The organism is Klebsiella sp. MBT K-1 (genome assembly GCF_002556465.1).
Lineage (GTDB): Bacteria > Pseudomonadota > Gammaproteobacteria > Enterobacterales > Enterobacteriaceae > Klebsiella > Klebsiella grimontii.
Map to the genome: position 1 here is coordinate 283,537 of NZ_PDEL01000006.1, position 18,637 is coordinate 302,173.

Annotated in this window: 22 protein-coding genes; 7 read left to right on the plus strand and 15 right to left on the minus strand. The window is 54.2% G+C overall.

The features are described from left to right. Window positions 1-23: 23 nt before the first annotated feature. From fecA to fecI, 3 genes are all read right to left on the minus strand, one after another. The gene (gene fecA, locus CMQ96_RS11205; protein WP_049086654.1) at window positions 24-2,354 is read right to left on the minus strand and encodes a TonB-dependent Fe(3+) dicitrate receptor FecA; all 2,331 of its coding nucleotides are present in this window, start codon (window positions 2,352-2,354) and stop codon (window positions 24-26) included. A gap of 97 nt (window positions 2,355-2,451) precedes the next feature. Then, window positions 2,452-3,399 carry a ferric citrate uptake sigma factor regulator FecR gene (gene fecR / locus CMQ96_RS11210; RefSeq protein WP_049103372.1) on the minus strand — a complete coding sequence of 316 codons (948 nt, stop codon included), beginning with the start codon at window positions 3,397-3,399 and terminating at the stop codon, window positions 2,452-2,454. Further along, window positions 3,396-3,917 carry a ferric citrate uptake sigma factor FecI gene (gene fecI / locus CMQ96_RS11215; RefSeq protein ID WP_024359511.1) on the minus strand — a complete coding sequence of 174 codons (522 nt, stop codon included), beginning with the start codon at window positions 3,915-3,917 and terminating at the stop codon, window positions 3,396-3,398. Before fecI ends, fecR begins: the two co-directional genes overlap by 4 nt. Window positions 3,918-4,795: 878 nt before the next feature. Here fecI and lpxP point away from each other — a divergent pair. The 3 genes from lpxP (at window position 4,796) to CMQ96_RS11235 (ending at window position 6,829) form a co-directional block, all read left to right on the plus strand. Then, window positions 4,796-5,710 carry a kdo(2)-lipid IV(A) palmitoleoyltransferase gene (lpxP, locus tag CMQ96_RS11225; RefSeq protein ID WP_004138325.1) on the plus strand — a complete coding sequence of 305 codons (915 nt, stop codon included), beginning with the start codon at window positions 4,796-4,798 and terminating at the stop codon, window positions 5,708-5,710. A gap of 88 nt (window positions 5,711-5,798) precedes the next feature. After that, complete coding sequence (leuE, locus tag CMQ96_RS11230) at window positions 5,799-6,437, plus strand: leucine efflux protein LeuE (RefSeq protein ID WP_049085394.1); 639 nt, start codon at window positions 5,799-5,801, stop codon at window positions 6,435-6,437. Between the two features lie 128 nt (window positions 6,438-6,565). After that, window positions 6,566-6,829, plus strand: a complete 264-nt coding sequence (locus tag CMQ96_RS11235) for a DUF2534 family protein (RefSeq protein WP_004131510.1) — start codon at window positions 6,566-6,568, stop codon at window positions 6,827-6,829. A gap of 48 nt (window positions 6,830-6,877) precedes the next feature. Here the strand turns inward: CMQ96_RS11235 and CMQ96_RS11240 are convergent, their stop codons facing one another. The 4 genes from CMQ96_RS11240 to CMQ96_RS11250 all read right to left on the minus strand — a co-directional run bounded on the left by CMQ96_RS11240 (window position 6,878) and on the right by CMQ96_RS11250 (window position 8,390). Next, window positions 6,878-7,003 carry a hypothetical protein gene (locus CMQ96_RS11240; protein WP_004138323.1) on the minus strand — a complete coding sequence of 42 codons (126 nt, stop codon included), beginning with the start codon at window positions 7,001-7,003 and terminating at the stop codon, window positions 6,878-6,880. A gap of 140 nt (window positions 7,004-7,143) precedes the next feature. Beyond that, the gene (yoaJ, locus tag CMQ96_RS29025) at window positions 7,144-7,218 is read right to left on the minus strand and encodes a protein YoaJ (protein WP_049250439.1); all 75 of its coding nucleotides are present in this window, start codon (window positions 7,216-7,218) and stop codon (window positions 7,144-7,146) included. After that, on the minus strand, window positions 7,218-7,319 hold the full coding sequence (locus tag CMQ96_RS11245) for a YoaK family small membrane protein (protein WP_004101234.1): 102 nt from the start codon (window positions 7,317-7,319) through the stop codon (window positions 7,218-7,220). The genes yoaJ and CMQ96_RS11245 overlap by 1 nt, the downstream gene beginning before the upstream one ends. Before the next feature lie 57 nt (window positions 7,320-7,376). Next, window positions 7,377-8,390 carry a diguanylate cyclase gene (locus CMQ96_RS11250; protein WP_082237268.1) on the minus strand — a complete coding sequence of 338 codons (1,014 nt, stop codon included), beginning with the start codon at window positions 8,388-8,390 and terminating at the stop codon, window positions 7,377-7,379. 297 nt (window positions 8,391-8,687) lie between these two features. Here CMQ96_RS11250 and CMQ96_RS11255 point away from each other — a divergent pair, with 297 nt between their 5' ends. Then, window positions 8,688-8,927, plus strand: a complete 240-nt coding sequence (locus CMQ96_RS11255; protein ID WP_098066814.1) for a DUF333 domain-containing protein — start codon at window positions 8,688-8,690, stop codon at window positions 8,925-8,927. On the opposite strand, the gene CMQ96_RS11260 is transcribed toward CMQ96_RS11255, so the two are convergent. Together CMQ96_RS11260 and CMQ96_RS11265 are read right to left on the minus strand one after the other, a co-directional pair. Further along, window positions 8,922-9,266, minus strand: a complete 345-nt coding sequence (locus CMQ96_RS11260; RefSeq protein WP_004138318.1) for a DUF488 domain-containing protein — start codon at window positions 9,264-9,266, stop codon at window positions 8,922-8,924. The two genes, CMQ96_RS11255 and CMQ96_RS11260, sit on opposite strands and share 6 nt — an antisense overlap. Next, window positions 9,253-9,762: a DUF523 domain-containing protein gene (locus CMQ96_RS11265; protein WP_004138316.1), complete on the minus strand. Its 510-nt coding sequence runs from the start codon at window positions 9,760-9,762 to the stop codon at window positions 9,253-9,255. Before CMQ96_RS11265 ends, CMQ96_RS11260 begins: the two co-directional genes overlap by 14 nt. 162 nt (window positions 9,763-9,924) lie before the next feature. On the opposite strand from CMQ96_RS11265, the gene CMQ96_RS11270 reads away from it, so the two are divergent. After that, entirely contained in the window at window positions 9,925-10,617 is a 693-nt protein-coding gene (locus tag CMQ96_RS11270) for a CTP synthase (RefSeq protein WP_064342476.1), read from the plus strand. A gap of 37 nt (window positions 10,618-10,654) precedes the next feature. Here the strand turns inward: CMQ96_RS11270 and CMQ96_RS11275 are convergent, their stop codons facing one another. Next, window positions 10,655-11,839: a CynX/NimT family MFS transporter gene (locus tag CMQ96_RS11275; RefSeq protein WP_098066815.1), complete on the minus strand. Its 1,185-nt coding sequence runs from the start codon at window positions 11,837-11,839 to the stop codon at window positions 10,655-10,657. A 100-nt stretch (window positions 11,840-11,939) separates the two neighbouring features. Here CMQ96_RS11275 and CMQ96_RS11280 point away from each other — a divergent pair, with 100 nt between their 5' ends. Then, window positions 11,940-12,731 (plus strand): helix-turn-helix transcriptional regulator, encoded by a 792-nt coding sequence (locus CMQ96_RS11280; protein WP_049089989.1) that lies wholly within the window; start codon window positions 11,940-11,942, stop codon window positions 12,729-12,731. Here CMQ96_RS11280 and CMQ96_RS11285 read toward each other — a convergent pair. The 3 genes from CMQ96_RS11285 to dgcJ all read right to left on the minus strand — a co-directional run bounded on the left by CMQ96_RS11285 (window position 12,715) and on the right by dgcJ (window position 15,344). After that, the gene (locus tag CMQ96_RS11285) at window positions 12,715-13,161 is read right to left on the minus strand and encodes a DUF441 domain-containing protein (RefSeq protein ID WP_004138309.1); all 447 of its coding nucleotides are present in this window, start codon (window positions 13,159-13,161) and stop codon (window positions 12,715-12,717) included. The genes CMQ96_RS11280 and CMQ96_RS11285 overlap by 17 nt on opposite strands. Before the next feature lie 152 nt (window positions 13,162-13,313). Beyond that, window positions 13,314-13,814, minus strand: a complete 501-nt coding sequence (locus CMQ96_RS11290) for a YbaK/prolyl-tRNA synthetase associated domain-containing protein (protein WP_024359470.1) — start codon at window positions 13,812-13,814, stop codon at window positions 13,314-13,316. A gap of 27 nt (window positions 13,815-13,841) precedes the next feature. Further along, window positions 13,842-15,344, minus strand: a complete 1,503-nt coding sequence (gene dgcJ, locus CMQ96_RS11295; RefSeq protein ID WP_098066816.1) for a diguanylate cyclase DgcJ — start codon at window positions 15,342-15,344, stop codon at window positions 13,842-13,844. A 361-nt stretch (window positions 15,345-15,705) separates the two neighbouring features. Here dgcJ and CMQ96_RS11300 point away from each other — a divergent pair, with 361 nt between their 5' ends. Continuing rightward, window positions 15,706-16,863, plus strand: coding sequence for a glycosyltransferase family 9 protein (locus tag CMQ96_RS11300; RefSeq protein ID WP_064342480.1), 1,158 nt, complete (start codon window positions 15,706-15,708; stop codon window positions 16,861-16,863). Between the two features lie 214 nt (window positions 16,864-17,077). Here CMQ96_RS11300 and CMQ96_RS11305 read toward each other — a convergent pair whose 3' ends face one another. Continuing rightward, window positions 17,078-18,217 carry a phage integrase Arm DNA-binding domain-containing protein gene (locus tag CMQ96_RS11305; RefSeq protein ID WP_098066817.1) on the minus strand — a complete coding sequence of 380 codons (1,140 nt, stop codon included), beginning with the start codon at window positions 18,215-18,217 and terminating at the stop codon, window positions 17,078-17,080. Next, complete coding sequence (locus tag CMQ96_RS11310; protein WP_004131611.1) at window positions 18,192-18,455, minus strand: excisionase; 264 nt, start codon at window positions 18,453-18,455, stop codon at window positions 18,192-18,194. The genes CMQ96_RS11305 and CMQ96_RS11310 overlap by 26 nt, the downstream gene beginning before the upstream one ends. Window positions 18,456-18,637: the final 182 nt, after the last annotated feature.

An 18,637-nucleotide genomic window follows, 5' to 3' on the forward strand; every position in this document is an offset into this window, starting at 1 on the left:
CGCTGTCCGGCAACCCATTCTCATCAGAACTTCATCGACCCTTGCAGGTACAGCGTGCGCGGCTGGCCGGCGTAAAGCCCTTTGTTGTTATCGTCGTATGAGCGGGTGTAGTACTCATGATCGAAGATGTTTTTCACCCCCAGCGCGAGATTGAGATTGGCCATCTGCGGGCCAAAGTCGTAGGCCACCCGAGCGCCCCACAGCATATAGCCGGGAATACGGCCGGTGCTGCCATCGGCGCTTTCGGCAACGGTATTGGCGTTATCGGCAAACTGGCTGGACTGGAAGTCGCTGTTGAGGTTAAACGTCCAGCTGCCGGGCTTGTAATCGACGCCAAAGCTGCCTTTGTGTTTCGGCGAGAAGGGAACCTGATTGCCGTAGGTATCGCCCTTTTCGCGGATTTCAGCGTTGACGTACGCATAGCTGGCGTAGAGCGAGAGATTATCAAGGGCGGGTGAAAGCTCGCCGAGAGAGTAACGGGTTTGCGCTTCCAGGCCGCTATGACGCGTTTTACCCCGGGCGGTCACCGTGTCATTGGTCTGGTTGGAGTCGTACTGATTATTGAAGTTGATCAGGAACAGCCCCATTTCGGCGGTCAGCGCGCCGTCGTCGTAGCGGGTGCCGACTTCCCAGGTGCGCGCTTTTTCCGGTTCCACATTGCCGCTTTGCACAGCCTTGCCAATCTGGCTGTACTGTACGGTGCCGAATGAACCTTCTGTATTAGCATAAAGATTCCAGCTGTCGGTGAGGTGATAGAGAACGTTCAGCGCCGGGAGCGGGGCGTTATAGCTGACCCGTTCGCGGGTGCCCAGCAGAGCGTTGTCCTGATAAGACGCAATGTGCTCGAAGCGCATCCCTGGCGTAATCGTCCAGTTGCCGATATCCACACGATCGTCGATATACCAGGCGTGCGCTTCGGTGCCGGAGCGGGTATCGCGATCGTACGGGCTGGCGGCGCTGGGCAGCTCGCCGCTGGTGGTCGCGGTGTAGTAACGCATTTCGTGGGTCGATTCGTTGACGTAGCGATAGCCGACGCCGACTTCGTGGGCGGATGGGCCGATCATAAAGCTTTGGCTGTAGCGCGGTTCGATGCCGCGGACCCAGTATTCGCGCGGGGAGAGGGTAATGCGCTTGCCCTGTTCCAGGTAGCCGCTGCGCAGGGTGTGCGTATAGAACCCCTGAATATTAAACTTATGCTGCGCATCCGGCTGAAACTGGTAGCCGAGGCTGGCGAGCTGACGACGCCCCCAGAAGCGGTCGTAAGGTCGGGTCGACTGCCAGCGGTCGGCGTTATAGTCGGCGCGAGAGAGGCCGCCGGGCATATCGGCTTCGCCGTCGTAGTATTGCAGCAGGCTGTTAAAAGTATGCACTTCGTTGGGCGCGTATTTGCTTTTCAGCATCACATCATCAATCCGCGTCGCGCTGCGTTCGCGCCAGTCGCTGCCGCGGGTGCCAGAATAGAGCAGAGCGGAGCCGAAACCGTTTTCCGCCGTGCCGCCGATCGCGAAGTTATGCGTCTCTTTCGGATTGTTTTGCGACGAGGTGGGGCTGAGCTGTCCTTCAACGCCGCCCTCAATGCCAAAATTCTCGGGGATTGCGCGGGTGACGAAGTTCACCACGCCGCCGACGCTCTGCGGCCCGTAGCGCACCGCGCCGCCGCCGCGCACGACATCGATGGCGTCCATATTGCCGAGCGAGACCGGCGCCAAAGAAAGCTGCGGCTGGCCGTAGGGGGCGAAGGGAACCGGAATACCGTCCATCAGCACCGTGGAACGGCTGGCAAGGCGCGGATTGAGGCCGCGAATACCAAAGTTCATCGCCAGATCGTGACTGCCGGTACCGGTATTTTCCGGCGCGTTAACGCCGGGGATCCGGTTCAGCACTTCGCGCATCGTGGCGGCGCCGGTTTTGCCGAAATCCCCCCGACGGATAACGTCGCGGGCGCCGGCGTGTTCAAAGACATCGTTTTCGCGCGCGTCGCCGAGCCAGTCCCCGACGACGGTGAGGGTGGATTCTGAACTAACGGGCGCGGGCTCCAGGGTCCAGACATTCTTGCCCAGCGGCTTTAGCCGTAATCCGCTGCCGTTCAGCAACGTATGCAGGCCCTCTTCGGTTTCAAAGCTGCCGTGCAGGCCCGGGCTATGCTTGCCGCGCGTCAGGCTGGCGTCGGCAGAGAGCGTGATACCGCTGCGGGCGGCGTACTGGTTCAGTACGGTATCTAAATCTCCGGCGGCAATATCAAACTGCGCGGCGGCAAATGCCGGCGCGGCAGCCAGCGCCGCGAACGGCAGCAGGCTTAAACGGATGACCATCACCAGAGGCATCGGTTTGCGTAAAACGCGTAAGGGCGTCATGTTTTCTCCACGATCGTTTTTGGTTGTATTCACCTAATAAGTCGAACGAGCAGGGGAAAAGGGACAAAGGAGAATGAGAATTTTTTCGTTTTTTTTCTCAGGCCGCGGCGAGCGTGACCCAGTAGCGGGTGACAAACCGCAATTTAATCGGCAGCGTTTGCGCGATGACCTGCAGGATGGCGTCCGGATCGCCCAGCGTAAAGGTGCCGCTCAGGCGTAAATCAGCCACGGCGGGATCGCAGCGCAGCACTCCGGTGCGATAGCGGGCGAGGGTGGCGACCACCTCGCTCAGCGCGGTATCGCGAAAGGTCAGCACGCCTCGGGTCCAGCTATCCTCGCCGCCGTTGAGCTTCACCAGAGCGGCGAAACGATCGCGGGTAAACCACAGGCTTTCGCCGGCGTTAACGATTTGGGCGCCGCCGGACGGTAAAACGGCTTCTACGGCATGCTGCTGTACCGCCAGCCGGGTGCCGCCGGCAAACTGACGGACGGTGAATTCGGTGCCGAGCGCGGTGAGGGTGCCTTCGCGGGTTTGCACCCGGAATGGCCGCCGCCGGCTGTCTTGAGCGGTGGTGATGGCGATTTCGCCATAGCGTAAATGCACCATCCGCTGCCGGGCGTCAAAACGGACATCGGCGGCACTTTCGCTATTCAGGGTTAACAGCGTACCGTCGGCAAGCCGCTGCTGGCGCGGCATACCCTTCGCCGTTCGGTAGTCGGCGCGCAGCCCCTCCGCCAGCTCGGACTCCCAGAGCCGCCAGCCGCCGCCGGCGACCAGTAAAAGCAGCAGCCCTTTCAGCACGTGACGACGCGCCAGGCGGCTATCGTGAAGGGCACGGCTGGCCAGCCCGCCCGGCAACTGCCCCATCTGCTGGCGCAGGTTTTCTACCTGCTGCCACGCCCACTGATTTTCGTTGTTTTGTTCATACCACTGCTGCCAGCGGGCCTCCTGCTGCGGGCTCACGCGCCCGTCGCTGAGGACCGCGTACCAGTGCGAAGCGGAACGCAGCGCCTGACGGCGGGAGTCGCTTAGCATTGGTTTCACAGGCCATTCTCCAGACGAAACAGCAGGCAGTGCTCGGTGGCTTTCGCGATATATTTCTTAACCGAACTGACGGAAACCGCCAGGCGGCTGGCGATGTCGGCGTAGGTCAATCCTTCAAGCTGCGAGAGTAAAAAGGCCTCCCGGGCTTTGACGTTAAGCCCGTCCAGCATGGCGTCAATCTGCTGTAACAATTCAAGCTGGCTTTGTCGCTGTTCCGGGGAAGGGGAGAGTTCTTCCGGTAGCTGAGAGAGCATCTCGAGCCATGCGCGCTCCAGCGCATTTCGGCGGAACAGATCGATCATCACCCGATTGGCAATTGTGCAAAGAAAAGATTTTGGGTCGCGAATGGTCGACAGCGACCCGCCGGCCATAATTCGGACAAAGGTATCCTGCGCTACGTCGTCGGCGTCATAAACGGATTGCAGCTTATGGGTAAGCCATTTTTTCAGCCAGCCGTGATGGTCGCTATACAGCGAGGCAAGCGTCAGCGGAGAGGCGATGGCGGAAGAAGGGGACATAGCCAGGTTCAGAAAAGTTGATCAATACGGCATATATTAATATGAGAATGGTTATCATTTCAATTGAAGCGCGATCGTCACGGCGCGATACCGCACAATAGTAACGATAAGTTATTGTTAAATATTGAATAGATTTTTATGCCGATCGCGGAATTGGCTTCAAATCAGCTGAATGCACACAGGCGCTTAAAATTGTCTGCAACGGGCGGGGTGTTGAAGAGCGAGAAACGTCCGGGATTTTTAAGTATGATGCGCTTTTTTCAACGCCAGAAAAGGCACCTTAACTTTATTGCCTGCTGTTCTGTTAAAGCAACGGAGGTAAAAAGTCTGAAATAACCTGCGGCAATATGGATAATTGTCGATAAATATTAATTATTGTCAGGAAACTAAAATAAGCTGATTCTTATTTTAGGCTTTACCCCTGGATTCCTTTTAAATATTTCTCTTTTATGTCAGTGAGGCTTATAGAACATAAAGGAATAGCGTATCGGCAAACGTTGTTAAATGGATAACGGAGAGGAAAGCCTACCCCGATCTCGCCGGGTCCCAGGTGCCGCGCGGTACGGTTTCAGCGGCGCTTAGCGGGGCTGAAGCCGCCGCGTTCTGGTCTGCTGGCACGCCGCTTCATGTTGAATGATTAGCGTGTTAATCATTCTTGTGATGGATATTTGTTGACTATTCTTCATTTTTTATTTTACATTTTGTTACAAGTGTGCTGGTATTGTGTTTTTTGCTACTGGGCTCTTTTTTTACTTGCCGGAGTGAATTTACCAGGATTATTATTGTCTGAACTGCTACACGTACCGCCTAATGACAGATGAAGGGACTCGTTTTTTCCTTAAGCGTTACCTCATGTTCTAATGTTTACAGGAAAAAACATGTCTTACGCTTTTAATAAAAAACTGCTTCATCCCCGTAATTGGGGGACCTGGTTTGGCCTGGGTGTGCTCTGGCTTATCGTCCAGCTCCCTTATCCCGTATTGCACCTTATCGGTACCAGCGCCGGTCGCGCATCCCGGCGCTTCCTTAAGCGTCGTGAGCATATCGCCAGACGTAATCTCGAACTTTGCTTCCCCACGATGTCGCCCGCGGCGCGCGAAAAGCTTATTGAGCAGAACTTCATGTCACTAGGGATGGGCCTGATCGAAACGGGAATGGCATGGTTCTGGAGCGATGAACGCGTCAAGAAATGGTTTGACGTCGAAGGCATGGTTAATCTCAACAATGCCCTGAGCGAACAAAAAGGCGTGATGGTTGTCGGCGTCCACTTTATGTCTCTTGAGCTGGGCGGCCGTACGATGGGGCTGTGTCGTCCGATGATGGCGACCTACCGTCCGCACAATAGCCCGTTAATGGAGTGGGTGCAGACGCGCGGTCGTTTGCGCTCGAACAAGGCGATGATCGACCGTCGTAATTTATCCGGTCTGGTGCATGCCCTAAAGTCGGGTGAAGCGGTGTGGTTTGCGCCGGATCAGGACTACGGTCCGAAGGGGAGCGTATTTGCCCCGTTCTTCTCGGTACAGCAGGCCGCAACGACCAACGGCACCTACGTGCTCTCTCGTTTATCGGGCGCGAAAATGCTCACCATCAGCATGGTGCGTAAAGCGGATCGCCGGGGTTATAGCCTGCACATCAGCGACGTAATGAGCGACTATCCTGGCGAAGATAAACAGGATGCGGCAAGCTATATCAATAAGGTTATTGAGAAAGAAATCCTGCGCGCGCCGGAGCAGTATCTATGGGTTCACCGCCGCTTTAAAACCCGTCCGCTGGGTGAAACTTCGCTCTATTAAGGCATCCGCACTCGCGGCGCTTTCAAAATGGTCCCGGTTGCGTTAACGTGCGCGGGATCATATTTTGTTGTAAGCGAAGGAGTGCGTTGTGTTCGCTGAGTTTGGTGTACTGAATTACCTGACCTACCTGGTTGGGGCTATCTTTATCATCCTGGTTCCCGGCCCGAATACCTTTTTTGTCCTCAAGACCGGCGTCGCCCACGGCGTCAGGAAAGGGTATCTGGCGGCCGCTGGCGTATTTATCGGTGATGCGGTGCTGATGTTCCTGGCTTTTGCCGGGGTTGCGACGCTTATCAAGACCACGCCGGTACTGTTCAATATCGTTCGATACCTGGGGGCGATTTATCTGCTGTGGATGGGCGGGAAGATGCTCTACGCGGTGTTAACCCAGCGTGACGGTCATTCGTCTGCTGATTCCGAGCCGGGGAGCGCGATTCTTAAACGTTCGCTGACCCTCAGCCTGACGAATCCAAAGGCCATTCTTTTTTATGTCTCATTCTTCGTGCAGTTTATTGACGTCAGCGCCAAAACGCCCGGGCTGGCGTTCTTTATCCTGGCGTTGACCCTGGAGATTATTAGCTTCATCTATATGAGCTTTCTGATCCTCTCCGGCTCGTTCGTTACGCGTTACGTGAAGACGAAAAAGAAACTGGCGAAAATCGGCAACAGTCTGATAGGCCTTGTATTTGTTGGTTTTGCCGCCCGTCTGGCGACGCTGCAGTCGTAATCGTTGCGGCCGGGACGCGCGACCGGCCCGATAGCGATTGGCTCTTTCTTGTAACAAAACTCCTTCAATTTTGATTGCATTGGTGTTACATATACAGCCGATTATCGTTCAGAAAAAAGGGAACCCGGATGATTCTGCAGAAACTCACCAGCAATAAAAATAGCAAGAAGTTCTTTTTGTCGATAGCGGCGATATTCGCTATCGCGCTTATCGTGGTTGGGCGTGCGACCTTCGGCGGCGTGGTGAGCGAATACAATATGCCTTACTCAGAGTGGACGACGTCAATGTTCTTCCTGCAGGGGGCGATGGTGACGGTTTATAGCATTGTGTTTACGCTGCTGTTCTCTATCCCGCTGGGTTTCCTCTTTTTAGGTTCCGACCGTCGGGACTGATCCCATGCAATAAGGCGAACCGAAGTTCGCCTTATGATGTTGTCCGCTTTATCGCCAGTCTCTGTCGTCATGATGATGATGGTGGCGATGGTGGTGATAGCCTGGGTCGACAATACATCCCGATAACAGCGTGCAAAGCGCGAGAATCAACGGCAACACGATCGGTTTTTTCATTTCTCACTTCTCCAGTTAAATCCGTCCGCAGAAACGGCCATGCGGTATCGGCTGATGATGTGAGTGTATTCTTTTAAGTTATTGAGTAGATGAGATAATTCTGCAATCTTTGCCGAAGAGCGGCGCGAATATTCCTGGATTTACCACCAACCCAATTGCGTCCCCGCCAGGGCGACGATGGCGACAATAAGCATAATAATGGTGCTTTTTTTCATTACGCTCCGCCTGGCGCCGCATAGCCGCCGACAAAAAACCAGCCCAGAAAAACAACGGCGACGATGAAAATAGCCACCGGAAATAGAATACCCAGCCTCATTATTGAGCCCCTGTAAGTGCAAGTCGTGGCGAATATCATACGGGATTTCACCGTAGATTAGTCAATATGAAAAAATCTTCCCTGACGACGAGACTGCTTATCCAGATACATCGCGTCGTCGGCGGCGCGTAGCGCCTGTTCTACGTCAATCTGCTGCGGGTCGGCCTCAATAACGCCAAAGCTGGCCCCCGGGTAGTTAATCCGGTGCTCGCCAAGGAAATAGATCCCCGTCAGCGCTTGACGTAACGCGGCGATATACTCCTGCTGGTCGGCTAATTCGGGGCCCGGTCCGACAATTAAAAATTCATCGCCGCCGAGACGGCCGACAATATCACCGCTGCGTACGTGAGCCGCCAGACGTTCGCCAACCTGAATCAGAAAGTTATCGCCGCACGGATGGCCGAATCGATCGTTTATTGCTTTAAAATCGTCGAGATCGATAAAAATCAGCAGCATGCTGCGCCGCTGCTCGCGGGCCCGCGGAAACTGCGCGGCAAGATACTTAAACAGCGAGCGGCGATTCGGTAAACCGGTAAGCTCATCAGTGTATGAGTGCATTTCAAGCGCGACGTTGGCCGAGCGAAGCTGCTGCACTAGCGTCTCTTTTTCAACGTAGTGGGCGATGAGGTTCGCGAACAAATTCATGACCTGCTCACCCTCAAGGTTATAGGGTTGTCTTACCCGGCTGGTGGCGCACAGCGTGCCGAATAATGAGCCGTCGGTCAGGCGCACAGGAATGCTAAAAAAGGTGGCGATGCCCAAATCCTGCGCGGCGATACACGAACGCCAGCGTTCGGCGACATCGTTACTGAAAAGGCAACGCTCGTCGAGCGCACGTTTACATAGCGAGTCGTTCCATGGGACGGAGAACCCTTCTGGGATCTGCATTTCGCTGCTGTTATGCGCATACATAATCAGCTGTCGCTGCGCGTCGAAGTCAATACGCGTCAGGTAGGTGGATTCCATTCGGGTAACAAGCTCCAGCATCTCAAGCAGCTGTCGCACCAATGTTTCGAGGGAGTGTTCATTGGCTAGCGTTTGCGTCACGCGCGCGAGAATAAAATCGGACATGAGGAATACGGCTCCCGAACGCTAATCATAACTACCAGCAAGTTATGCTAAACAACAATCAGCGCAGAATTAACATAGATACATAAAATTTAACACATCTGTTAGGAGAATACCTGCATCCGCGGCGGGAAAAAAAGCCCCGTCGGGGGCGACGGGGAAAAACTCATTGATTATGGAATGATCTGTTCTCTGGTCAGTTCGAGAACAGGGCTACTCTACGACGCAAAAGTGCAGCTAAAATGGAGAAACCGTGGAGATTCGGGACCAAAGACCGTTTTCATCAATTAAGGAGCAGAAATGAAGGGGATGATACTGATGCTGCCACTGGCGCTTGCCGGATGCGCGCAGACTCAGCCGACACAGCAAGCACATCCGGTAGGGATGGCTAACCCGGCTTCGGTTTACTGTCAGCAGCTGGGCGGGAAACAGGTTCCCATTCAAAGCCCGCAGGGCGTGCGCAGCGAGTGCAAGCTACCCGGTGGTGAAACGTTAGATGAATGGGAGCTCTGGCGCCGCGATCATCCGGATAAGTCATAGCGCTTTCAGCCAGTCAGCCAGCACCTGGGCATGGTTATGCCGGGTGTTTTTCGCCGCGTAGAGCAGCGTCAGCGTCTGCCGGTGGGCCAGCGCGGCCAGGCGCTCGCCTTCATCACGATGGGCCTCAAGCTCCTGGCGATAGCGCTGGCTAAAGTGGGCAAAATCGAGCGTCTCGCCGTGAAAAGCCTTGCGTAAATCTGTCGATGGCGCCAGGGTTTTGCACCACTCAGCGTAATTGAGTGCCTCTTTTTTTATTCCTCGCGGCCACAGGCGGTCTACCAGTATACGGTAGCCGTCGCTCTCTTCCTGCGGGTCATAAACGCGTTTACATTGAATCATCGTCACTCTCCCTTTGTTTCATCCAGGCAAGCAGCTGCGGCAGTTGCTGTTCGGAAAATACCGTAATCCCGTTCTCGCGAAGCAGGGCGGCGGCAACGCCGGCTCCGGGTTTGCGCCGTCCGTTAAAGGTACCATCATAGATAAACTGACTGCCGCAGGTTGGGCTGCCGTCGGTGAGCAGCGCCGCGGTACAGCCTTCCTCCTGCGCGGCTTTTAGTGCCAGCCAGGCGGCCAGCTGATAGTGCGCGGTGACGTCCTGGCCGTCGCTTTCGACAATTTGAGCACGATTTCGCATAACGTCCGCTCCCTGTGCGTCCAGGATCTCCGCCGGTAGTCTGGGGATGGGCAACCCCGCAGCCAGCTCCGGGCAGTGGGTGACCAGCCGCCCCTCGCTCTGCCAGCGAGACAGCGCGTTAGCCAGTTGGGCTTTGTGACTGCCGTTATAGCGAACCTGAAAGCCCATCAGGCAGGCGCTAACCAGAATTTTGTCCTTCATCGTGCATCCATAGCCGTTTGTTTGCCCAATACCATAACGCCAGTTAGAGTAAATTACCCGCGTTCAAGGGCAGACAAAATAAGGATTGTGTTCTGCCGTGGAGATCGCTAACCTGAGGCTCCTTGTGTTGCCTGATAATCGCTATGACATAAGGATCCTGCTATGAACTCCCCCCTGCGTATTGCTCTGGTCGGTGATTACAACCCCGACGTCGTTGCCCATAAAGCGATTCCGCTGGCGATTGATGATGCCGCTGCCGTACTGGAACTGCCGCTGCGCTATGACTGGCTGTCCACCAGTGAGATAAAATCCGCTGATGACCTCGCCGATTACGATGCTATCTGGGTGGTTCCCGCTAGCCCCTATAAAAATGCCGAAGGCGCCTTTATCGCCATTCGCCACGCCCGGGAAAACGGTATTCCGTTCCTTGGCACCTGCGGCGGCTTCCAGCACGCGATTATTGAATACGCGCGCAACGTTATGGGCTGGCAGGATGCCGCGCATGCCGAAACCGATACCGAAGGGCGGATGGTGATTGCGCCGTTAAGCTGCTCGCTGGTGGAAAAGTCGGACAATATTGAACTGCGCGCCAATACGCTTATCTCCCGCGCCTATGGCCGCGACAGCATTGAAGAGGGGTATCACTGCAGCTACGGGATTGCCGACGATTTTGCCCGCGAACTGGAGCAGGGCGACCTGCGGGTCACGGGCTGGGATGATGACGGCGAGATTCGGGCGGTAGAACTGGTGACCCATCCGTTCTTTGTCGCCACGTTATTCCAGCACGAGCGCAACGCGCTGGAAGGCAGACCTGCGCCGCTGGTTCACGCGTTTTTACGCGCGGCAAGTCAGTGAGCGAACGCCCGGCGGCGGTCGCCGGGCATCGCTAGCGCTAGCCGTTAATCTCCCGATCGCGCCCGGCCAGCGCGCCAAATACCGCCATCGCAATTGAGATCAACGCCACGGCGATCAGCGGGATATGCCAGTCGCCGTTGGCATCATGAATTTTCCCCATCACCGGCGGCCCGCAGGCGGCCAGCAGATAGCCCACCGTCTGCGCCATGCCGGACAGCGCGGCGGCCTGGTGCGCTGAGCTGGCCCGCAGACCGATAAAGGTCAAGCCGAGAATCATGGTCGCGCCGGACCCGAAGCCGAAGATAAGCGTCCATAGCACCGCCTGACCGGGTAAAAACCATAATCCGAGCGCGCTGACTGCGCACATCAGGGCGATCAGAACTGCGATACCGCGCTGATCTTTCAGCCGATGAAGTATTAACGGTATCGCCAGCCCCGGCGCGGCAGTTGCCAGCTGGAGCAGCCCGTGCAGGGAGCCCGCCTGCGCTTCGCTGTAGCCAATGCTTTGCAGAATGGCGGGCAGCCAGCCGATAATGACGTAGTAGACCAGCGAGTTAATCCCGAGAAACAGCGTCACCTGCCAGGCCAGCGCCGATCGCCAGATCCCGCGGTTGTGGATGGCGCCGGAGCCGGTCAGCGGCGCGGCGGCTTGCCTGCGCGACTGCGGCAGCCAGACAAACAGCGCCAGCAGCGGAAATACCATCAGCATCAACAGCGCGCCGCGCCAGCCCAGCCCGGCGAAGGCCAAGGGAACGACCATTGCCGAACCGAGCGCCGCCGCGCCCCCCATGGTGAGAGAGTAAGCGCCGGTCATTTTGGCGACGTGCTGCGGGAAGTCACGCTTAATGAGTCCTGGTAACAGAACGTTCCCCAGCGCGATGCCGCAGCCGATAATCGCGGTGCCGATAAACAGCAGCGTGACCACGGGCAGGGAGCGCAGTGCAATACCGAGGCAAATCAGGATCAGCGCCAGCAGCAGGCTGCGTTCAATGCCGAAGCGGCGGGCGACAGCCGCCGCCAGCGGCGAGACCAGGCCAAAGGCCAGCAGCGGCAGAGTGGTTAACAGACCGGTTTGCGCGGTGGTGAGGCCATATTCGCTGCGAATGGCATCAAGCAGCGGCGCGGCGCCGGTAAAAGCCACGCGTAAGGTGGTGGCGATAAGCAGAATACCGGCAATCAACACAAGATGACGGCGATCGGCAGAAGGTGAAGCAGAATTCATGGCTATCTCAAACTAGAATACGAGGCGGTTACAATAGCCTGTTTGTCCTCTGTTTAAATCAAGCTAAAATGACAGATTATCGCTAAAGTCGGACATTTTTATGATCGGACTGGGCCTTGACGGCTACGACCCGGACAGCGGTCACGAAGCGGCGGCGGCTTTTCGTATTCAGGTTGTCGCGGACGAGCAGTACATTCCGCGCCATCAGCACCGCAAAGGGCAGCTTATTCTCGCGCTTCACGGGGCGCTGACCTGCGAAGTGGAGAACGCGATGTGGATGGTGCCGCCGCAGTACGCGGTGTGGGTGCCCGGACAGGTGCCGCACAGCAATCGGGCGACGCCGGAGGCGCAGGTCTGCTTTTTGTTTATTGAACCCGACGCGGCGGCGATGCCGGCTTTCTGCTGTACGTTAAAAATTTCACCGCTGGTGCGCGAGCTTATCCTCGTCATGGCCGAGCGCGGCAGGGCAGAACTCGCTAAACCGGCAATGAACCGCCTGGTGCAGGTGCTGTTCGATGAACTCCCGCAGCAGCCGCAGGAGCACCTGCAGCTGCCGGTCTCCGGGCATCCAAAAATTCGTCAGATGGTGGACACGATGGCCGTCGACCCGGCCCGCTGGCAAACGTTGGCGCAGTGGGCGGCGGAATTCGCCATGAGCGAACGCAATCTGGCGCGGCTGGTGGTGCGTGAGACGGGCTTAAGCTTTCGCCGCTGGCGACATCAGCTGCAGCTGATCCTCGCCCTGCAGATGCTGGTCCGCGGGCAGACGGTACAGCAGACGGCGCAGAGCCTGGGCTATGACTCTACCACCGCCTTTATTACCATGTTTAAAAAGGGCCTCGGGCAAACGCCGGGCCGCTATCTTGCCAGCCTGGCTACGACTTCCCAATAAACAGCGAAATGATCCCGGCGGCGATCAGCGGGCCAACCGGAACGCCGCGGAAGAGGGCGACGCCGAGGACGGTGCCGACCAGCAGTCCGGCCACCAGCTGCGGCTGCGAGCCCATCAGCGCCACGCCGCGTCCGCCAAGCCAGGAAACAAATACCCCCACGGCAATCGCCAGCAGCGACTTCCAGTTCACAAAGGAGTGCAGCAGCGTTGAGGGCGGCAGCGTACCGCTGGCAATGGGGGCCATCACGCCGATGGTGAGGATAATAATACCGATGGTCAGCCCCTGCTTTTCAATCCATGGAAAGAAAGCGTTGAGCGGGGTGACGCGGACGATAATTAAAACCAGGATTGAAATAGCAACGGTGGTGTTGTGGCTAATAAAGCCGAGCGCCGCCAGGCCCAGCAGTATTAACAGGGTGGTGTCGAGCATGTGCAGAGGTCCTTGCCAAAAAATAAAAAAAGAAAAACCCGTTTACTCTACGCATGATCGCGTAAGTAAACAGGTTTTTTATCGCAGACTCGCGATTTGAGGCATCTGCACGATCGATTGCTACCCGCGGCCTTAGCGTAGCAGGGGGGCAATCAGGCCAGGCGATGAAACGCGGTCAGTTCCGGACGGGCAATGCGCAGATAGTCGGCGGTATCAAGGATGATGGACTTATCAAGCTGCCCGGCGTTGAAGGCGATTTCCGGGAAACGCGCAAACAGCAGCGGATCGGCGACCAGCCGCAGGTCCGGATGGAAAGTGAAGGGGGGAATGGCGCCAAACGCGCAGGCGGTCAGGGCGTCCACTTCCGCCGGGCTGGCCAGCGAGGCTTTACTGCCGCCGATGTATTCGGCCAGCCGGGCTAAATCCGCCTGAAGATCGGCGGCTAGGATAGCCAGAACGTGCTGATTAACGCCATGCCCTTTCACTTTACACACCAGCGCCTTGGCTCCCTGGCCCAGCGCGGTGCCGCGAATCTTCGACACGGCTTCACATTTCCCGACGGCCTCATGTTCAACGACCCGATAGCGGGCGTGGGAGCGGTTAAGCAGCGCTAGCAGCTGCTGATGAATACTGATTCTTACAGGCGCGTTCATGTCGATTTTTTCCTTCACAATAAAACCTCAAGATTCTTCTTCTCGCCCCGGGTAAGGATACTTTTTTTGCTTTTTATTTTCGTACAGCCGGGCATCGGCGATTTTCATTACATCGGCCAGGCTATCCCCCGGCGCCATGCTGCAGGCGCCCCATGAGAAATTAACGCGCCGGTTAATGTCAATTGCCCTCAGGTGCTGGCGAATACGCTCGGGGATATTTTGCGCCTCTTGTTCCTCATAATCGATCAGGATCAGGAAGAACTCATCGCCGCCCAGACGGATGCCGTAATCGCTTTTACGGATGGCGGCGGAAATGGATTGCGCGAGCAGCACAATCGCGCGGTCGCCTTCGTCGTGCCCCCAGGTGTCATTAAGGTATTTAAGCCGGTCGCAGTCCAGCGCCATAAACACGATATTCACCCCCTGCTCGGTAAGCTTTTGCATGCGGGATTCCAGCAGCGAGGAGAGAATTTTACGGTTGTAAAGACCGGTTAAAGAATCACTAATATTCTCTTTGAAAACGTCGATATACAGACGAAAGTGCATGCGTACCAGATGCAGTAAAACGCCGGTAGATATCAGGTAAAACAGGAATAGCTTCCAGGAGCTAAGCAGAAAATAGGTCATATCCAGCGACAGCGCAATATGCAGGTTTTCCGCTACCTTCTGGCTATGGTGGGCATAGCTGAAAAAATGCGTGTTGCTGCGGTGTACACGGATTTCAGATGTTGAGTCGGAGTCCGTTAACGTGATGTCGAGATAGCGCCAGACCAAAGGGCGGTCGGCGGTGTAAAGAAGTTTCTCAATATCATGGCGAGTGACATCCACCATCACGATGCCCTTCAGCCGATCCCGATGATAGACCGGGGTTAAAAATGACAAAATATTCTGCCCGGTTAACGCGTCAGCATAGATGCTGGAAATCAGCGTGCGGCCACGAAGTAAACCGTTGAGGCTGTTCTGAGTGATGCCCAGTTTGCTGTCGTGAAGAAAGTCCCAGTTGGCGACTGGATTGCTTTTTATCTCAATTGGTGAATAGAAATAGGCATACTTATTATCTAAATCAAGATAGTAGCGGAAACGTTTGTCTGATTTGAATGTTGTCGCATTCAGCGCTGAGTTCATATCGCTTTGGGCGATAGCGGCATCAAATGCCTGCAGCGCCGGGAGAGCGTTGATCCATGGCCCGCACGACGCCTGCGTGGTACTGAGCGTACCGTGAAGCCCGGGGAAGGTATGCCCGGCGATATTCAGGCCGAAGACTTTACCCTTGTTCTCGACGCTGGCGCAGGCCTGTTGGGCTTTTTCGGCAGTCGGATGCGTATCCAGCTTTCGCGCGACCTGGGAGATCACGAGCTGATTTTGATATTTATCGTACAGAAAGGCGGATTCGCCCTTTTCGATGATATATCGCATGTATTCTGACATATCCCGATGGCTGGCGACTAATTCATACACCAGAAACGAAGATGTCAGGACAACTACCCCCGCAGAAATGAAATAACGGAGTAATTTATTCTGTAATTTCATGATGATAATTTCGCCAGCACGATTAAGATGATTCTACCATGGGCGGCCCGGTGGCGCCACGACCGATGATAAGCATACTGGTCGTCTGTCCAGCATCGTCATGCGTCATCACCGAACGGCAATGAAAATAAATAGCTGATTAAATATAAGGATGCTAAGTTATGTGGCTATCATAAATATTCGACTAAATTCATTTTTCACTCATTTTGTTCTCAATAAAATATGCTGCAATAACCGCGCTGCGGCTATCCTGCCGCCGCTAAAAATGAAATAATGTTAATTATCAAGCGAACTTTTCTTATTTTCACCAGTCCTTAGCAGGGTAACAGGCGGTACTATTGATAGCGGTAATGAGGTTATGATGATGGAAAACGCAGCGGTGCAGGCATCCCCCCGAAAGTTTAAAAAAATAAGGGAGCTAAACAGGCGTCGTAATTATTTATTTAAGAAAATACGCAATGTCATTCGAGTCTATATCGCTAAAGCGTTCTGGGATAGTCGCGTGCGCCGCGAAGCTGATTTAACCTCTGTTAAAACGGTGTTGCTAATGCGTAATGAAGGGGCGATCGGCGACGTGGTAGTAGATTCAGCGCTGGTTAAATGCCTCCATAAGGCAGGTATGACCGTTGATTTTCTGTTAACAAAATCAAACAGCCAGGTCATGCGTGATAATCCACATATTCGCCATATTTATGAAGCTGAGAATGTCGACTCGGCGGCTTATCTGCGTAAATTTACCCATAACGTTCCTCGCTCCGTTATTAATGAGCTTGCGAATAATAAGTACGATATTGTAATTGACCCGTCGCTGTTTGATATTCCGGTTCACCGCATGCTGCTTTTACGGCAGATAAAACCCAGGTCGGTACTCGGATTTAATAAATGGCCTTCCATCAATCACTATACCCGGTCTTTTGATTTTGACTGTGAAAACTGGCACGTCAGCAAGACATTTTCGATCATCGCTGATTATCTGCAGCTGGATAAGAAATATCTGCACTCTTATGACCTGCATATCCCGCAGGATGTTAATCATCAGGTTCGTGAATATCTGGCGGCGCTGAACGGGCGTAACGTGGTGATTAATATTTTTGCCGGGCATCAGGACCGTAGTATGTCGCAGACGCAGCTGGCTGCGCTTATCGCCAGGCTGTGTCAGGATTATCCCGACGTCAACATCATCCTGCTCGATCACCGCGATGAAATCCGCATTCCCCTGGCGGAAAAGGTCTGCGTGAATCCGTTTAAAACGCTGCATCACTGCATGGCGCTTATTGCCCAGGCCGATTTAGTTATCTCACCGGATACTTCGGTGGTCCATATGGCGGCGGCGTGGAAAAAACCGCTTATCGCGGTCTACAAAGATGTGCGGATGAATAATCGACTCTGGGCGCCGGGATACGACAAGGCGCGGCAGATCATCGTTAAGTGCGGCAAGGTGCACCAGCTGGAGAGCTTGCCCGACCTGATTATGTCGGAGATTGATCCCGGTACTTTGCAACAGGGGCGGGCCGGGTAAGGCGGGATAAAAAACAGCCAGCGTCTGTGCTGGCTGTCGGGAAAAGTTTAACCGTCCGCTTTTGAGGTCTGCTTGTGAAGCAGAATGCTAAAATATATTTAATTGAAATATAATGTGTTTTTTGTTTCCCCAATATATCCCCAATATCTTTCCCCAAAACGCTACGTGAAAAATACAAGACCAGCAGGGTAATGCCTCACCATTTTTCACGCAGCTACACCTGAAGCTTTTTCCACTCCAGTCCTCTATCATCTGCATACTCTTCGCTCATCGCGTCAGTTTTATGACCCAGCAAGGTTTTAACGTTTAAGCCTTGTTCTTTGTAGAGGCGAGAGGCCAGTGAACGTTGTTCATGAAACGATGGCGGGGTATGACCCTCAGGCCACTTAATCCCTGATTGATCCCTTGCAATGGTGAAATACCGCGATATGGAGTTCACAGGGATTTTGCTTCCTGGCTTCGCCGTCGCATGCAGAACTGAGTGATGGACCAGGTACTTGCTAACGAATCGATCCCTGCATCTTGCAATCACTTCTTCAAGCGTCATACCGATGGCGTCACATCTAAGAGAAAGAGGTAAGGCAATTTTGGACCCCGTCTTGTTTTGTGTGATATGCAGGTACCCATCCCACACATCGGAAAACTTGAAATCAACGATGTCACCCAATCGCTGGCCAGTAACTAAAGCCAGAAGCATGGCGTTCTGCGCAGCTGGCTGCATATCCCCGGCGTGTTTAAAAATGGTTTTCCATTCTGCTAAGGTCAATCGTTTTCTCCTTACCTTCACTACAGGATTCTTCGCAGCAAGAGCGGGGTTATAACCAGGAGGCACCTCACCTGCATGTTGAGCCTCTTTAAAAACATCAACCAGAACCGACCTTACCTGTTGCCCCATTCTTTGCTTACCTGCATTTTTATATTCATCAATGATGGTTGCGATAATCTTGGTATCCACATCTGCTATTCGCAGATTCGGTGTTCTTTTAGATAAAATATTCGAGCAAAGACGCCTATTTTTTAATGTGGATAGTTTTATCTCGTTGTTTTCCATCCTCTCCTGTTGAATTTCCTTATACTTTTTAATCCAGTCGCTAACTCTCATTCCCGGAGCTTTCTTGGCGTTAGCTTTAATGGCCATATCGACAAGAGCGTATGATTGCTTTGCTTCCTGTTCCGAAATGAGACGATTCATCTCAGTTGCAGCAGCTTTCGCTGTATCTTCATCGGTTCCAAACCCTACAAAAACACCTGATGTGGGATGCCTGTATTGCCAGTAGATACGGGATGTTCTCTTATCTAACTTGCAGTATAAGTTTGGAATATTAATGTTATGTTTTCTGGGTCGAGCTGCCATAGAAGGCCTTCTCCACTAACTGGCGGGCTTTATCTGACAGAGATGTAGAAATATCAACATCACCCACCATGCCAATAAAACGAGCATCTTCATCAATCACCCAGCGGCGACCTTGTTTGATTGCAGCCGGGTAGGTTTGTTTGGTTTTAGCTATTTTGTTCAACGTTGCCTTGCTCACTGGATATTTAAAACCATTTGGCCCTGATGCCCAGTCATAGATAGTAACTAGCTGCCCCATACGTATATCTCCACTAATCCGGCTGCAACCGGGTTATTTGCCACTAAACGAACAAGCAGAGCATCCTCCACGAAGCCCGTCATTACACTTTTTGCAAAGCTGGTGGTCTGGCTCTCCTGTTACTGCCGAATAAATCTGGAAAGGAACTATTACTGGCATAGGTACGGTAAGAATCTGACTCC

Bases quoted from the DNA above. Each gene is read 5' to 3' on its own strand.
- fecA (WP_049086654.1), bottom strand. From the start codon at position 2,354: ATGACGCCCTTACGCGTTTTACGCAAACCGATGCCTCTGGTGATGGTC.
- fecI (WP_024359511.1), bottom strand. From the start codon at position 3,917: ATGTCCCCTTCTTCCGCCATCGCCTCTCCGCTGACGCTTGCCTCGCTG.
- lpxP (WP_004138325.1), top strand. From the start codon at position 4,796: ATGTCTTACGCTTTTAATAAAAAACTGCTTCATCCCCGTAATTGGGGG.
- CMQ96_RS11235 (WP_004131510.1), top strand. From the start codon at position 6,566: ATGATTCTGCAGAAACTCACCAGCAATAAAAATAGCAAGAAGTTCTTT.
- CMQ96_RS11240 (WP_004138323.1), bottom strand. From the start codon at position 7,003: ATGAAAAAACCGATCGTGTTGCCGTTGATTCTCGCGCTTTGCACGCTG.
- CMQ96_RS11245 (WP_004101234.1), bottom strand. From the start codon at position 7,319: ATGAGGCTGGGTATTCTATTTCCGGTGGCTATTTTCATCGTCGCCGTT.
- CMQ96_RS11250 (WP_082237268.1), bottom strand. From the start codon at position 8,390: ATGTCCGATTTTATTCTCGCGCGCGTGACGCAAACGCTAGCCAATGAA.
- CMQ96_RS11255 (WP_098066814.1), top strand. From the start codon at position 8,688: ATGAAGGGGATGATACTGATGCTGCCACTGGCGCTTGCCGGATGCGCG.
- CMQ96_RS11260 (WP_004138318.1), bottom strand. From the start codon at position 9,266: ATGATTCAATGTAAACGCGTTTATGACCCGCAGGAAGAGAGCGACGGC.
- CMQ96_RS11265 (WP_004138316.1), bottom strand. From the start codon at position 9,762: ATGAAGGACAAAATTCTGGTTAGCGCCTGCCTGATGGGCTTTCAGGTT.
- CMQ96_RS11270 (WP_064342476.1), top strand. From the start codon at position 9,925: ATGAACTCCCCCCTGCGTATTGCTCTGGTCGGTGATTACAACCCCGAC.
- CMQ96_RS11275 (WP_098066815.1), bottom strand. From the start codon at position 11,839: ATGAATTCTGCTTCACCTTCTGCCGATCGCCGTCATCTTGTGTTGATT.
- CMQ96_RS11280 (WP_049089989.1), top strand. From the start codon at position 11,940: ATGATCGGACTGGGCCTTGACGGCTACGACCCGGACAGCGGTCACGAA.
- CMQ96_RS11285 (WP_004138309.1), bottom strand. From the start codon at position 13,161: ATGCTCGACACCACCCTGTTAATACTGCTGGGCCTGGCGGCGCTCGGC.
- CMQ96_RS11290 (WP_024359470.1), bottom strand. From the start codon at position 13,814: ATGAACGCGCCTGTAAGAATCAGTATTCATCAGCAGCTGCTAGCGCTG.
- dgcJ (WP_098066816.1), bottom strand. From the start codon at position 15,344: ATGAAATTACAGAATAAATTACTCCGTTATTTCATTTCTGCGGGGGTA.
- CMQ96_RS11300 (WP_064342480.1), top strand. From the start codon at position 15,706: ATGATGGAAAACGCAGCGGTGCAGGCATCCCCCCGAAAGTTTAAAAAA.
- CMQ96_RS11305 (WP_098066817.1), bottom strand. From the start codon at position 18,217: ATGGCAGCTCGACCCAGAAAACATAACATTAATATTCCAAACTTATAC.
- CMQ96_RS11310 (WP_004131611.1), bottom strand. From the start codon at position 18,455: ATGGGGCAGCTAGTTACTATCTATGACTGGGCATCAGGGCCAAATGGT.